Annotated in this window: 15 protein-coding genes; 13 read left to right on the forward strand and 2 right to left on the reverse strand. The window is 72.2% G+C overall.

The window, feature by feature from the left end; translation table 11 throughout:
• Positions 1–41: 41 nt before the first annotated feature.
• On the reverse strand, positions 42–698 hold the full coding sequence (gene sctR, locus ACS5PM_RS08575; protein WP_439387179.1) for a type III secretion system export apparatus subunit SctR: 657 nt from the start codon (positions 696–698) through the stop codon (positions 42–44).
• Positions 682–1800 carry a FliM/FliN family flagellar motor switch protein gene (locus tag ACS5PM_RS08580; RefSeq protein ID WP_439387180.1) on the reverse strand — a complete coding sequence of 373 codons (1119 nt, stop codon included), beginning with the start codon at positions 1798–1800 and terminating at the stop codon, positions 682–684. The genes sctR and ACS5PM_RS08580 overlap by 17 nt, the downstream gene beginning before the upstream one ends.
• 152 nt (positions 1801–1952) lie before the next feature.
• On the opposite strand from ACS5PM_RS08580, the gene ACS5PM_RS08585 reads away from it, so the two are divergent.
• From ACS5PM_RS08585 to ACS5PM_RS08645, 13 genes are all read left to right on the forward strand, one after another.
• The gene (locus ACS5PM_RS08585; protein WP_439387181.1) at positions 1953–3899 is read left to right on the forward strand and encodes an FHIPEP family type III secretion protein; all 1947 of its coding nucleotides are present in this window, start codon (positions 1953–1955) and stop codon (positions 3897–3899) included.
• Complete coding sequence (sctS, locus tag ACS5PM_RS08590; RefSeq protein WP_439387182.1) at positions 3889–4152, forward strand: type III secretion system export apparatus subunit SctS; 264 nt, start codon at positions 3889–3891, stop codon at positions 4150–4152. Before ACS5PM_RS08585 ends, sctS begins: the two co-directional genes overlap by 11 nt.
• Positions 4149–5924, forward strand: coding sequence for a type III secretion system outer membrane ring subunit SctC (sctC, locus tag ACS5PM_RS08595; protein WP_439387183.1), 1776 nt, complete (start codon positions 4149–4151; stop codon positions 5922–5924). Before sctS ends, sctC begins: the two co-directional genes overlap by 4 nt.
• A gap of 10 nt (positions 5925–5934) precedes the next feature.
• Positions 5935–7041 (forward strand): FHA domain-containing protein, encoded by a 1107-nt coding sequence (locus ACS5PM_RS08600; protein ID WP_439387184.1) that lies wholly within the window; start codon positions 5935–5937, stop codon positions 7039–7041.
• 118 nt (positions 7042–7159) lie between these two features.
• Positions 7160–7369, forward strand: a complete 210-nt coding sequence (locus ACS5PM_RS08605; RefSeq protein WP_439387185.1) for a hypothetical protein — start codon at positions 7160–7162, stop codon at positions 7367–7369.
• 67 nt (positions 7370–7436) lie between these two features.
• On the forward strand, positions 7437–7862 hold the full coding sequence (locus ACS5PM_RS08610; protein WP_439387186.1) for a hypothetical protein: 426 nt from the start codon (positions 7437–7439) through the stop codon (positions 7860–7862).
• A complete protein-coding gene (gene sctJ / locus ACS5PM_RS08615) occupies positions 7855–8622 on the forward strand; it encodes a type III secretion system inner membrane ring lipoprotein SctJ (protein ID WP_439387187.1) in 768 nt (255 codons plus the stop codon). The genes ACS5PM_RS08610 and sctJ overlap by 8 nt, the downstream gene beginning before the upstream one ends.
• The gene (locus tag ACS5PM_RS08620; RefSeq protein WP_439387188.1) at positions 8619–9266 is read left to right on the forward strand and encodes a type III secretion system protein; all 648 of its coding nucleotides are present in this window, start codon (positions 8619–8621) and stop codon (positions 9264–9266) included. Before sctJ ends, ACS5PM_RS08620 begins: the two co-directional genes overlap by 4 nt.
• Entirely contained in the window at positions 9248–9859 is a 612-nt protein-coding gene (sctL, locus tag ACS5PM_RS08625) for a type III secretion system stator protein SctL (protein WP_439387189.1), read from the forward strand. Before ACS5PM_RS08620 ends, sctL begins: the two co-directional genes overlap by 19 nt.
• Positions 9856–11169 carry a FliI/YscN family ATPase gene (locus ACS5PM_RS08630; protein WP_439387190.1) on the forward strand — a complete coding sequence of 438 codons (1314 nt, stop codon included), beginning with the start codon at positions 9856–9858 and terminating at the stop codon, positions 11167–11169. The genes sctL and ACS5PM_RS08630 overlap by 4 nt, the downstream gene beginning before the upstream one ends.
• On the forward strand, positions 11162–11644 hold the full coding sequence (locus ACS5PM_RS08635; protein WP_439387191.1) for a hypothetical protein: 483 nt from the start codon (positions 11162–11164) through the stop codon (positions 11642–11644). The genes ACS5PM_RS08630 and ACS5PM_RS08635 overlap by 8 nt, the downstream gene beginning before the upstream one ends.
• Positions 11634–12467: a type III secretion system export apparatus subunit SctT gene (gene sctT / locus ACS5PM_RS08640; RefSeq protein WP_439387192.1), complete on the forward strand. Its 834-nt coding sequence runs from the start codon at positions 11634–11636 to the stop codon at positions 12465–12467. The genes ACS5PM_RS08635 and sctT overlap by 11 nt, the downstream gene beginning before the upstream one ends.
• 2 nt (positions 12468–12469) lie before the next feature.
• The gene (locus ACS5PM_RS08645; RefSeq protein ID WP_439387193.1) at positions 12470–13513 is read left to right on the forward strand and encodes an EscU/YscU/HrcU family type III secretion system export apparatus switch protein; all 1044 of its coding nucleotides are present in this window, start codon (positions 12470–12472) and stop codon (positions 13511–13513) included.
• Positions 13514–13560: the final 47 nt, after the last annotated feature.

Raw genomic sequence — 13560 nt, forward strand, 5'->3', positions numbered from 1 at the left:
AGCCCTACGAAAACTCGTAGGCCTCGGCCTGACGCCACAGTTCAGCGGTAGGACAACACCAGCGCGTGGATCAATCTCTCCCAGCCGTCAAGCATCACGAACAGCAGCAGCTTGAAGGGCAGCGAGATGGTCGAGGGCGAGAGCATCGACATGCCGAGCGCGAGCAGGATGGTCGCGACGATCAGGTCGACCACCACGAAGACCAGGTAGATCACGAAGCCGATCTGGAAGGCGCGGGTGATCTCGCTCAGGGTGAAGCTGGGCACCAGCACCATCAGGTCGTCGTCGCGCAAGGATTGGGCACGTGCCGCTGGCCAGATCTCCTTCGCGGTCTTGAGAAAGAACTGGCGCTCGCGCGGCTGGGCGTGCTTCTTGAGGAAGCCGCGCATCGGCCCCTCGGCCGCGGCAGCGCTGCTCGCGATCTGGTCGGTCGGGCTGGCACCGGGGGCGGCCGGATGCAGGCGCAGGTTGTCGCCGATCTCCATCGCCACCGGCGCCATCACGTAGATCGACAGGATCACCGCGATGCCGTTGAGCACCAGGTTGGGCGGCGTCTGCTGCAGACCCAGCGCCGTGCGCAGCAGGCCGAAGACGATGACCAGCTTGGTGTAGCAGGTCATCATCAGCGCGACGAACGGCGCAACGCCGAACGCCAGGATCAGCGTGAAGACGGTGGCCGGATCAGGCAGGTGCTGCATGGGCGCCCGCCGCGAACTCGGTCACCCGCACGCCCAGGCGCTCGCCGACGGCGACGAGCTGCCCTTTGCCCAGCACGCGCTGCTGGCACAGGATGCTCAGCTCGCACTGGTTGAGCGGGTGCGGCAGCTCCAGCACGTGGCCGGCGGCGAGCTGTTCCAGCGCGTGCAGGCTCAGCGCCAGGCCGCCGAGGTCAAAGTTCAACACCACCTCGAGCTTTTCGAGCTTGTCGACCGGCAGCGCGTCGTCATCGACGCGCTCGGCCTTGAGGGCCGGCATGGCGGGTGGGGCGGCTGAGGTGGGGGCGGTGCTCATCGCAGGCTCCGTGGCAGGAAGAACGGTCAATCGGGTCTGCCTCACCTCGGCCGGCCACTGCAGCTCGCCACGCCGGCCGGCATAGAGCTGCACGCCTATCGCCGGGCCGCGAGGGCGCCATTCGTCGACGGCGACGATGTCGCCGGGCGCAATCTGGCGCAGTGAAGCGAGGGCCAGCCGGGTACGGCCCAGTTCCAGGCGAAGCGGGACGAGGCAAGCCGACAGGCGCTGCCGGCGTGCGACTGGCGCCTCCTGGGGCAGCGGAGGGTGGCGGCGGACGGCTTCAGCAAAAGCGGCCCAGGCCTCGGCCGAGGCCCAGCGCAAACGTGCATGGCCTTCGGGCCGCGACGAGGCCGGGGCGATCGCGCACCACAAGGCATTGGCATCACGCGGCCAGGGCGCCGCCGCCGGCTCCCATTCGGGCACGTGGCCCAGCAGCGCCTTGGCCCCGCCCTGCAGGGCATCGGCCAGCAGCACCTGTCGCCAAGCGAGCGGCGCGTCGCCCGGCACTTCGTCGCCGAGGCACCAGGCCTGCGCGACGGCATCGAGCGCCAGCTCGCCGTCGTGGCCGCGCCAGCGCAATCGCAGGGCGATGGCTTCGCGCCAATCCGGCGGTGCCTTGGGCGCTGCAGAAAGGGTGGCGGCCGGCCCCTGCCCCGCGAGGGTCCACGTCCGGCCGCCGAGCAGCCGGACCACCGCGGCGAAGCCCGGCCACAGGCGCGGCAAGGCCGGCGCCTCGGCCAGCGGCGTCCAGGCAGGCATCAACAAGGTGGCGGGCGGCATGTGCATGACAGGGGCCGCAGCTTAGGCAGGCCAGCGCGGAAGTTGAACTACGAGTCGGCGTATGCGACCGCGAGGCGCCTGGCCTTACGAACACTCGTCGTTGAGGCACCGCCCCTTCATCGCGAACATCGCCTGCCTCCACCCCTTCGCCACCCGTCATGCCCCTGTTCGAAGGAACCACCGCCGCGCCGCGGCCGCGTTCGCCCCTGATGGCGGCGATGCGCCACAGCGATGCGCTGCTGGCGCTGTTCCTCGTCGGCATCGTCGCGCTGTTCATGCTGCCGCTGCCGGCAGCCGCGCTGGACCTGTTGATCGCCGCCAACCTCTCGATCAGCGTGGCGCTGGTGATCGTGTCGATGTACGTGCCTTCGGCGCTGTCGCTGTCGACCTTCCCTTCGCTGCTGCTGTTCACGACCCTGTTCCGCCTGGCGCTGAACATCGCGTCGGCCAAGCTGATCCTGCTGCATGCGCACGCCGGCCAGATCATCGATGCCTTCGGCAAGCTGATCGTGGGCAACAACGTCGTCGTCGGCGGCGTCGTGTTCCTGATCGTGGCGATCGTGCAGTTCATCGTGATCGCCAAGGGCTCGGAGCGGGTCGCCGAGGTGGCCGCGCGCTTCGCGCTCGATGCGATGCCCGGCAAGCAGATGAGCATCGACGCCGAGGTGCGCGCGGGCAACCTGTCGAACGCCCAGGCCCAGGCCCGGCGCGCCCAGCTGGAGCAGGAGAGCCAGCTGCACGGCGCGATGGACGGCGCGATGAAGTTCGTCAAGGGCGACGCCATCGCGAGCCTGGTGGTGGCGGCGGTCAACATCCTGGGCGGTGTCGCGGTCGGCACGCTGATGCACGACATGGACGTGGCGCACGCCGTCCAGCGCTACGCCATCCTCACCGTCGGCGACGGCATGGTCTCGCAGATCCCTTCGCTGCTGGTGTCCATCGCCGCCGGCATCGTCATCACGCGCTGCGGCGGCGGCAGCGAGCGCGAATCCCAGCCGCTGGCTGCGCAGATGCTGGGCCAGTTCGCCAACCATCCGCGTGCGCTGTTCGTTGCCGGCCTGGCGGTGGCGAGCTTCATGCTCGCACCGGGCTTCCCGGCCTGGGCCTTCCTCGTCTGGCTGGTCCTGCTCTTCGGCTTCGCCTGGGCCGCGCGGCGGCACCGGCAGCGCGGCGACACGCCGGAGTGGATCTTTCACGACGAAGTCGGCACCGGCGTGGCCGGCGGGGCGCTGACCTTCCCGGTGGCGTTGCGGCTGGCGCCGGACCTGCACTCGGCCATCGACCCTTCGCAGCTGGACCGGCTGCTGGAGCAGGCGCGCCATCGCGTCGAGGCCGAGCTGGGGCCGGTGTTCCCGCGCATCCAGGTGGCCGCCTCGGCCGCCGTGCCGGCCGGCCAGGTGGCCGTGCTGGTGCAGGACGTGGTGCAGGCCACCCAGGCCATCGATGCCCCATCGCCCGAAGCCCCGCTGGCCGCGCTGGTCGAGCGGGTCGCGCGCCAGCACCTGCCGGCGCTGATCGGGCTGCAGGAGGTGCGCCAGCTGATCCACGGCATGCAGGCGCAGGCGCCGGAGTTGGCGGTCGAGGTCACGCGCGTGGTGCCAGTGCAGCGCATCGCCGAGACGCTGCGCCGCCTGCTGACCGAGAACATCCCGGTGCGCAACCTCAAGGCCATCTTCGAAAGCCTGGTGCGCTGGGCGCCGCGGGAGGAGGACTCCATCGCCCTGACCGAGCTGGTGCGCGCCGACCTCGGGCCCTACATCACCAGCCTGCATGCCACGCCGCGGCGCGAGATCCACGCGGTCCTGTTCGACACCCACCTCATCGACCGCATCGAGGCCTCGATCGAGCGCGGTGCGCTGGGCAACCGGCTGCTGCTGGATCCGGCCGTCAAGCAGGCCATCTTCGACCAGCTCCGCAGCCTGGTCGAAGGCGCGCCGGCCTCGACCGTGCTGGTCGTCTCCAGCGCGGTGCGGCGTTATGTGCGCAACCTCATCGCGCCGGCGCTGCCGAAGCTGCCGGTGCTGTCGTACCAGGAGGTGGACGACGACATCACGCTGCAGCCGGTCGGCTGGGTCACCGGCACGGAGGCCGCGCATGGGGCATGACCTGCTGGGCCTGACGCGCGACGCGCTGTCGGTGGTGCTGTGGGTGAGCCTGCCGCTGGTGGTCGTCGCCACCGTGGCGGGCCTGGGCGTGGCCATCCTGCAGGCGGTCACGCAGATCCAGGACCAGAGCATCGGCCAGGCGGTGCGCCTGGTCGTCGTGCTGATCAGCCTGATGGTGGGCGTCAGCTGGCTGGGCAGCGAGGTGCTGCGTTTCGCCGAACGAGCCTTCGAATCGATGGAGAAGCTGTCATGAAAGCGCGCCTGGCCTGGGCTCTCCTGCTGGCCCTGAGCGCCCACGCCCACGCGGCCGAGCTGCGCTGGGCGAACGCGAAGCCGGTGCGCATCGTGGCCAGCGAGAAGAAGCTGGCCGACTTCCTGCGCGAGCTCGCGGCCTCGCAAGGCACCACCGCGGTGATCGACCCGAAGATCGACGGCGTCATCAGCGGCACCTTCGGTGGCAGCACGCGCGGCGGCAATGCCCGCACCGTGCTCGACGCGGTATGCAGCAACTACGGCCTGACCTGGTACTTCGACGGCTCGCTGCTGTTCATCGAACAGGCGGCCGATGCGCGCAACGAGGTGCTGCCCATCCTCGGCAGCAATGCGCCGCGCATCGCCGACACGCTGAACAAGCTGCAGGTCTGGGACAAGCGCTACCCACTGGTCATCAGCCAGAACGAGAACAGCGTCTTCGTCAGCGGCCCCAAGCGCTATGTCGAGATGGTGCGGCAGATCGTCAAGTCGATCGACTACCGCGCCTCGCAGGTCGACCATGCCGAAGTGCGCATGTTCCCGCTGCGCTACGCCTGGGCCAACGACCTGCGGCTCACGCGCGACGGCGGCCCGCTCGTGGTGCCGGGCGTGGTGACGACGCTGCGCAGCCTCTATGGCTCGCGCAGCGCGGCCGGCTCGCCGCTCGGCAACGGCGGCAGCGGTGCGACGCAGGTGCCGCGGATGAAGAGTGCCAAGGCCGCAGCCGCTGCGAATGCCTCCTCCGCGACGGGCACGCCGGCCGCCGACGCTGCGGCCGCCGACGCGGGCGACTCCAACGGCGCCTGGTCCGCCGCGGTCGACGCGCCGCAGTTCCAGGCCGATGCGCGGATGAACGCCGTGCTGGTGCGCGACGTGCCCGAGCGCATGGCGCAGTACGCCAAGCTGATCGAATCGATGGACGCCAAGCCGCGGCTGGTCGAGATCGAGCTGACCATCATGGACATCAGCGACGACTCGGTGGACCGCCTGGGCGTCGACTGGCGCGCCCACGGCACGCAGATGGACGTGCAGACCGGCAACGGCACCAACCCGCCGCTGACCTGGGCCGGCGCCACCACCGCCGCCGGCCAGACGGGCCCCACCGTGCCTTCGGGCGTGGTGATCACCGCCTCGCTCGGCAAGGAGATGCGCGACTTCCTGCTGGCCCGCGTGAGCGCGCTGGCCACCAACGGCCGCGCGAAGTTCGTCGCCCGGCCCAAGGTGCTGACGCTGGACAACACCGAGGCCAGCCTGCAGAACAAGAGCGAGTTCTACGTCAAGGTGCCGGGCTACCAGGACGCGAGCCTCTACACCGTCAGCGCCGGCACCGACGTGCGCGTGACCCCGCTGGTGATCGACGAGGAAGGCGCCCACAGCGTCAAGCTGGCGATCAACATCGGCGACGACAGCCTGGCCGCCGAGACGGTGGACAACATCCCGATCGTGCGCCGCCGCAGCGTCAACACGCAGGCCATGGTCGGCGAGGGCAAGAGCCTGCTGATCGCCGGTTACTCGAGCGAGAGCAAGAGCACCGCGGATTCGGGCGTGCCGGGCTTGTCGGCCATCCCCGTGCTCGGGCGGCTGTTCAAGTACTCCGAGGACAAGGGCGGCAAGCTGGAGCGCTTCTACTTGCTGACCCCGCGCTTCGTGCTGCCGGACGGGAGCGCGCCGGTGGCGGCTGCACCGATCGCCCGCATGCCGCCCCGGCCGGCCGACGTGCGCCCTGCGCCGCCCAGCCGCGAGGCCGAGACCCTGCCCTGGAGCGGCTCATGAGGAGCGCGTCATGACCCGCCCCACGCCGCATGACGCCTGGTGCCTGCGCTTCCTCAGCAGCGGCATGCGCGGCCGCCGCATCGCGCTCAAGCCCGGCACCAACACCCTCGGCTCCGCGCCCGAGTGCGAGGTGCTGCTGCCCGACACCGACGCGCGCGGCCAGCACCTGGCCCTCACCGCCGGCGAGGTCGCCCTCACCGTGCGGCGGCTCGGCGAGGCCGCGGTGGAGCTCAACGGCGCCGCCATGGCATCGGAGCGACGCAGCCTGGTGCCGGGCGACGTGCTGCGCGTCGGCGGCATCGACATGCAGGTCGACCGCGAGTACGCGCAGGCACCGGCCGGGGACGCACCGGACTCGATGTTCCTCGACGAGGAATCTGCCGCCGCCGCCCGCGCCGCCCTGCACAAGGCCTCCGGCCGCTGGTGGCCTCGTGCCACCGCGGTGGTGCTGCTGGCCGCCTTCGCCGCCACCGCCGCGGCCCTGGCCTGGCGGCCGCCTTCGCGTGGCACGGCCGACGACGGCCCGGCGCTCGACGCGGTGCGCCTGCGGGCCGTCCTGCGCGAGTACCCCGAGGTGGTCGCGCAGCCTCCCGATGCCGCTGGCAGCGTGCGGCTCACCGGCTTCGTCGAATCGGCTGCGCGGCAGCAGGCGCTGGCGCAGGCGGTGCGCGGCGTGGGCGGGCGGGTGCAGCTCGGCGTGACGCCGCTGGACGAGGTGGTCAACCGGGCGCGCGAGTTCCTGGCCGACCCCGGCGTCGCCGTCAGCTACCGCGGCCAGGGCCACCTGCAGCTCAGCGGCGCCACCGACCAGCCGGCGACGGCCGAGCGCGTGAAGCGCCTGACGCGCGACCTCTACCCCATGGTCGTGGTCGACGACGAGCTTCACTACAAGCCCGCCGCCCGAACCGCCAGCAAGGCGACGCCCGACTGGGCCGACCACCTGCCGGCCCGCGTGGTCAGCATCACCGAGGGCCCCGACGGCCTGCGCTTCGTGCAGCTGGCCAACGGCGACCGCTACTTCGAGGGCGCGCCGCTGCGAAGCGGTGGTGCCCTCGGCCCGGTGCGCGCCGAGGACCTGGCGCCGCCCACCGAAGAGAACTCCGGCGATGGCCCCTGAGCGCCGCATCGCCTTCCCCCATTTCCGACCGGCCGGGCGCAGCAGCCGCGGCCGGCGGGAATCGCGCGCGCCCTGAACGGGCCGCATGTCCCTCACCCCTACGACACAGGAGAACAGCATGGCAAGCACGCAAGCAGCCGGCAACGGCGGCATCACGGGCGGCGTCGACGACTTCCAGAAGCGGGCCGAGGAGGCGCAGCTCGCCTCGATCCGCCTGGCCGCGATCCAGACCGAGACGGCCGCCATCACCGGCGTCAGCAAGGCCGGTGGCGACCTGGCTGCCCAGCTGGGCGGAGACCTTCGCCAGTCGGCCAAGGTCAAGGAGTAAAGCCTTGGGCCGGGGTGGCCCGCCCGCCCCGGCCCACACCTTCACGCACTGATTTCAGGAGGCCGCCATGACCCTGCCCATAGACCCCGTGTCCGCTGCCGGCGCCGGCCTGCCCAAGGCCGCGGCAGGCGCGACGGCGCCGTCGATGGATCAATCCCTGCAGGCCCTGCACCAGGCCGCGCAGGCGCCCGACGCCGTGGGCCACGGCGTGCGCTCCGAGGCCGCCCGCCGCTCGTCGCCGCCGCTGGAGCTGCTCAATCGCCTGACCGACAGCGTCATCTCGCCCGGCCGCACCGGCCTGCCGCCGACCACGGCGCTGGCCGAAGTGGGCGCGCTCAACGACGGCACCATCGAGGGCCTGCAGCGCGTCAGCACCTTCGCCATCCAGACCAGCGTCCAGCTGGCCAGCGAAAGCACCATGCTGTCGGTGACCAGCGCCCTGGCGAGCGCGGCCAACACCACCTTCCACCAGCTGCTGACCAGCAATGAGTAGCCGCCCGCGCCTCCTGGCGGCCCTGCTGCTGGCGGCCGCGCTGGCCGGCTGCCGCGTCGAGCTGTATTCGGGCCTGACCGAATCCGAGGCCAACCAGATGCTCGCGGCGCTGGCCGGTGCCCGCATCGATGCGGCCAAGGTCCAGGGCGGCGAATCAGGCTGGCAGCTGCAGGTCGACGAGCACGACCTGCCTGCGGCTGTCGAGCTGCTGCAGGAGCGTGGCCTGCCTGGCCCGCGCCACGCCTCGCTCGGCGAGGTGTTCCAGAAGCAGGGCCTGGTCGCCACGCCGGCCGAGGAGAGGGTGCGCTACATCTACGGCCTGTCGCAGGAGCTGTCGCGCACCGTCGCCGAGATCGACGGTGTCGTCTCGGCGCGGGTGCACGTCGTGATCCCGGCCAACGACCCGATGAGCGACAAGCTCAAGCCCAGCTCGGCGGCCGTCTTCATCAAGCACCGGCCGGGCATGGACCTGCGGCTGCTGGCGCCGGCCGTCAAGGAGCTGGTCGCGCACAGCGTCGAGGGCCTCAGCTACGAGCAGGTCTCGCTGACGCTGGTGCCGGCGAGCGAGACGCTGGGCGCGGCGCGTGCCCGTGTCGCGCCAGACGTCACCGGCCCGCTCGGCCTGAGCGGCACCGCGCTGCTGACGCTGGCCATCGTGGCCCTCCTCGCCGCCGCGGCCATCGTCGCGCTGCCCTGGCTGCTGCGCCGCTCCGGCCTGCCGCTGCGGGTGTGGCTGCGGCGCGCAGGATTCGTCAAGTGACGACGGCCGCCCTGCGAGCGCGACTGCGTGCCGCGACGCGGCCATCGCTGGATGCGCACGCCAGCTGGTGGCCCCCGGGCTGGCGTGAGCACGGGCCGATCCGGCTCGGCGAGGGCGGCCACCAGGCGGCTTCGACCTGGCTGCGGCGCACCCACGCGGTGCCGGACGCGGCCGAGGCGGCCACGCGTCCCGACAGCCCGGTCGAGCGACTGGCCTGGATGGACGGCCGCTCGCTGCGCCGCCTCGCGCTCGTCGCCGGCTTCGTCGCCCACCGCGACCATTTCGAGACGCCCGGCCTGGCCCTTGAGATGTGGCGCCAGGCCAAACGCCTGGACCGCGGTCTGCCGGATTTCGCGCTCTCGCATTGGCCCTCGTGCCCGGCGCTGGCCATGAGCCCGCGCGCGCTGGTGCAGCGGCCGCGGGCCGCCGGCCGCGTCGTGCTGCGGCGCGGCTACCAGCTGATGCTCGGCCTGCTCGCCAGCGAAGGCCAGGGGCTGTGGCGTAGCACCCGCATCCGCTTTCCGCGCAGCGTCGCGCAGGCCGGCCCGCCGGCTATGCCGCCCGAGCGCCGCCAGGTCTATGAGGAGTTGCTGTTCATGTGCGCATTGCCCGAGAGGTTCGGATCATGGGACTGGCTTTTCTGATCACCGCCGAGCACCTGCACCTGCTGAGCGAGCGCAAGGTGCTGAAGGCCGACGAGTACGCCGCGCTGCTCGATGCCGACGCGGTGATCGCCACCGCGCAGCGCGAGGCCTCGCGGGTGCGCAAGGACGCCGAGCGCGAGGCGAAGCAGCGCCTGCGCGACGGCTACCACCAGGGCTGGCGGGAGGCGCAGGCCGAGCATGTGCAGCGACACCTCGCCCAGGCCTGGGCCACCGAGCACGCGGTGCATGCGCAGCGCGAGGCGATCGCGCGGCTGGTGGTCGAGTCGCTGGCGCAGGCGCTGGGCGAGTTGCCGCCCGCGCTGCGCTACGAAGCCGTGCTGCGCCGGCTCGAGGCGATGTGGGCCCACGAGCCGGTGGTCACGCTGTGGGTCGCCGAAGGAGCGCGCGAAGACGCCGAAGTGGCGCTGACTCGCGTGTTGGACGGCACACGGCATGCAGGCCAGGTCCGCGTCGCGGTCGACGACACGCTGGCCGGCGACGAGTGCCGGCTGCAGACCGCCGCCGGCCACGTCGAGATGGGCCTGCAGGCGCAGGTCGAGGCCTTGCGCCGGGCGCTGCAGACATCGCCATGACCACGACTGCGGACCTCCTGGCCGACCTGCGGCAACGCCTGGCGCAGGCGCCGCCGGCACGTGTCGTCGGCCAGGTCACCAAGGCCATAGGCCCGACGATCGAGGCGACCGGCCTGCTGGCCCGCGTGGGCGAGGTCTGCGAGCTGTCGGTCGGAAGGGGCGCGCCGTTGCTCGCCGAGGTGATGGGCTTCTCGCAAGGCACCGCGCTGCTCGCCCCCATGGGCGCGATCGACGGCCTGGCGGCGCGTGCGGCCGTGATGCCGACGGGCCACGCGGCGCAGTGCCCCGTCGGCCCCGGCCTGCTCGGCCGCGTCATCGATGCCATGGGCGAACCGATCGATGGCGCCGGCCCTTTGCTCCACTGCGTGCGCGTCGAGGTGCGGGCCATGCCGCCACCGGCGCTGGCGCGCCAGCGCATCGCCCGGCCGCTGCCGACCGGCGTGCGGGCCATCGACACCCTGCTGACCCTGGGCGAAGGCCAGCGCATCGGCGTGTTCGCCCCGCCCGGCGCCGGCAAGAGCACCTTGCTGGGCATGCTGGCGCGCCATTGCGAGGCCGACGTGGTCGTGGTCGCGCTCGTCGGCGAGCGCGGCCGCGAGGTGGCCGAGTTCCTGGAGACGGGGCTGGCGGCGCGGCGTGACCGCTGCGTGATGGTGGTGTCGACCTCCGACCGGCCGGCCGCCGAGCGCCTGCGCTGCGCACAGGCCGCCACGCGCGTGGCCGAGCACTTCCGCGACGAGGGCCGGCGCGTGCTGCTGCTGGTCGATTCGCTGACCCGCCTGGCGCGCGCCCAGCGCGAGATCGGCCTGGCCTGCGGCGAGCCGCCGACGAGGCGCAGCTACCCGCCCTCCGTCTTCGCGATGCTGCCGCGGCTGCTGGAGCGCGCCGGGCCAGGCTCGCGCGGCACCATCACCGCGGTCTACACCGTGCTGACCGAAGGCGAGGCCGACAACGACCCGGTGGCCGAGGAGGTGCGGTCCATCCTCGACGGCCACATCGTGCTGTCGCGCGATCTCGCGGGCGCCGGCCACTATCCGGCGATCGACGTGCTGGACAGCATCAGCCGCGTGATGCCGCGGGTGGTGGACGAGGCGCACCGCCGCGCTGCCGGCCGCGTGCGCGCGCTCATGGCGCGCTACCGCGAGGTCGAGCTGCTGCTGCAGATCGGCGAGTACCGCCCCGGCGCCGATGCCGAGGCCGATGCCGCGGTGCAGAGCCGATCGGCCATCGAAGCGCTGTTGCGCCAGGACGAGTCCGCGGCCATCGGCTGGGACGAAGCCGTCGCGGCGTTGAACGCACTCCATGACTGAACTCGACGCCCGGCGCTGGGGGCAGGTCCGCCAGATCCGCGAACGCCGGCAGCGCCTGGCCGCGGCCCGCGCAGCGCAGGCCGCCGCCGCTTGGCAGCAGCGCCAGCACCAGGCACTGCAGCAGGACGCGGCGGTGCGACAACAGGCCGATGCGCGCCGCCGCCATGGCACGGCGCGAATTGCAGCCGCCTCGGCCGCGGAGTGGCGCGAAGGCCACCAGTGGTCAGGCGAGCTGCAGCGGCGCATCGACGACGGCCGCCGCCTCGCGCTGCTGGCGCATGCCGAAGCCCTGCAGGCCCAGCTCAGCGCGCGCGCTGCGCAAACGGGGGCGCGCCGCGCCGCGCAGGAACGCGATCGGGCGCAGCAGGCCATCGAGCGCGCCGAGGCGCGTGCCGAAGCGGCCACGCAACGGGCCGAGGAGCAGCAGCTCGAAGACCTGTCTCCGCTGCGCTGGTGGCGAGGCGATGGGCGCTGAAGCACCGCTCTCGCCCGATGCGGGCGGCATGCTCGCCTGGCTGGGCCCGGTGCTGGAGCAGGCCCACCGCGATGCGCTGGCCATGGTGCTGCTGCTGCCGCGGCCGTTCGTGCTCTTCCTCGTCGTGCCGTTCTTGTCGCGAACCATGATCCCCGGCTCGGTGCGACGGGGCCTGGTCTTCCTGTTCGGCATCCTGATGCTGCCGCTGGCCGGCCCGGCCACCGGCGTGACGCCGGCCGAGGCGCTGGTGATCGCCGCCAAGGAGGGCCTGGTCGGCCTGGTGCTGGGGCTCGGGCTGGGCGTGTTCATGTGGGCGGTGCAGAGCGTCGGCGACCTCGTCGACTTCCACACCGGCGCGTCGAACGCGCAGTTCTTCGATCCGGCCTTCGGCCATCAGGGCGGCCCGACCGGCCAGTTCCTCGGCTGGGTGATGGCGGTGCTGTTCGTCAGCGCCGGCGGGCTGACCGGCGTGGTGGGCCTGATCGCCGAGTCCTACCGCGTGTGGCCGCTGGCCGCGCCCATGCCCGACCTGCCGCGTCTGCTCGAGGCCTTCGCCATCCACCAGGCGGATTCGCTGTTCAACTGGATCGTCAAGCTGGGGGCGCCGGTGCTGATGGTGCTGATGCTGGTCGACTTCGGCCTCGGGCTGCTCGGCCGCTTCGTGCCGCAGTTCAACGTCTTCGTCATCGCCCAGCCGCTGAAGAGCCTGGTGGCCATCTTCATGCTGCTGATCTGCCTGGGCCTGCTGAACGAGGCCCTGCTGGACATCGTGCGGCCCGGCACCAACGTGCTGGACGTCTGGAAGAGTCTTTCGCAGCGATAGCGATGAGCGACAAGACGTTCAAGCCGACCGCGCGCCGCCTGCGGGAGGCCCGCCAAAGGGGCGACGTGCCCCGCAGCGGCGAGCTGAGCAGCGCGGCCGCCTTCATGGGCGCGATGCTCGGCATCGTCTGGTCGGCACACGGGCTGTTGCCGGCGCTGCGTAGCCTGTGGTGGCGCGCGATCGATCCGGTGGCCTGGGCGCAAGGCCCTGAGTTCCTCGGCCCCTTCCTCCTGCAGGCCTGCCTGACGCTGGGGCAGCTCGCCCTGCCGGCCCTGCTGCTGGCCGCGGCCTTTGCCACGATTGCGTCCTTCGTGCAGGTCGGGCCGCTACTGGCCTGGCCGCGCATCCGGCCCGACCTGAACCGCCTGAACCCGGTGCAGGGACTGCAGCAGATCTTCGCCTGGCGCAATGCCTTCAGCCTGGCCTTGCTGGTGCTCAAGACGCTCCTGCTCGGCGCGGTCGTCTGGGCCAGCGTGCGCTGGTCGCTCGACAGCGCGGTGCGGCTCGGCCATGCGCCGCCGCTGAAGGTGCTGGACGTGGCCGGCCCGCTGCTGTGGCGCGTGAGCGCCTGGGCGGCAGTCATCTTCGTGCTGGTGGCCGCTGCCGACCTCGCCTTCCAGCGCTTCGACCACCTGCGCCAGCAGCGCATGTCGCTCGACGAGATCCGGCGCGAGCACCGCGACGACGAGGGCGACCCGCATGTGCGCCAGCGGCGCCAGGGCCTGCGTCACGAGGCGCTGTTCAACGCCCTGCCGGATCGGCTGAAGTACGCCCACGTCGTGGTCTGGACCCCCGGCATCGCCATCGCGCTCATGCGCCTCGGCTCTGGCTCGGGCTCCTTCGTCGCGGCCAAGGGACGGGGCGAGATGGCCGCGCAGATCCGCACCCTCGCCGAGCAACGCAGCCTGCCGCGGCTGGAGCACGCCGAACTGGCCGAGCAACTGGACCAAACGGTGCCGCAGGACCAGACCGTGCCCGAGCCCTTGGCGACTGCGATGGCACGGGCGCTCGGCTGGGTTTCGGTAACAGGCCGCGGGTCCGGATGAATCGATTTCTCCCTCGTGCAGGGTCTCGCCGCACCCCATCCTGACCC

The sequence above is a fragment of the Ideonella flava genome (genome assembly GCF_051857595.1).
Lineage (GTDB): Bacteria > Pseudomonadota > Gammaproteobacteria > Burkholderiales > Burkholderiaceae_C > Ideonella.